1 protein-coding gene is annotated in these 229 nt (G+C 47.6%); it reads right to left on the minus strand.

The window, feature by feature from the left end; translation table 11 throughout:
• On the minus strand, window positions 1-229 hold a 229-nt coding region (locus tag RRF55_RS28325), incomplete at both ends, for a primase C-terminal domain-containing protein (RefSeq protein WP_439419344.1).

Genomic DNA, 229 nt, shown 5'->3' on the forward strand with positions numbered 1-229 from the left:
GCCATGACTGGAATCACTGCTTAGACCGCCTTTACGCCCTTTGACAGTCTGACGCTCGATAAATTTGGCATGTGCTTCTGTGTGATTGCGCCATACCCAACGAGCAATAGACTTAGCAGTTGCCTTTACCTCTGAATGTGGCAATGGCTCTAAAAACGCACCATTTGCGTTTATAGCGACTTTTAACACTTCCGCATACCAACTATCAGGCGGCCCCGAAATAAACGCT

Source organism: Klebsiella sp. K47 (assembly GCF_051858335.1).
GTDB lineage: Bacteria > Pseudomonadota > Gammaproteobacteria > Enterobacterales > Enterobacteriaceae > Klebsiella > Klebsiella pneumoniae.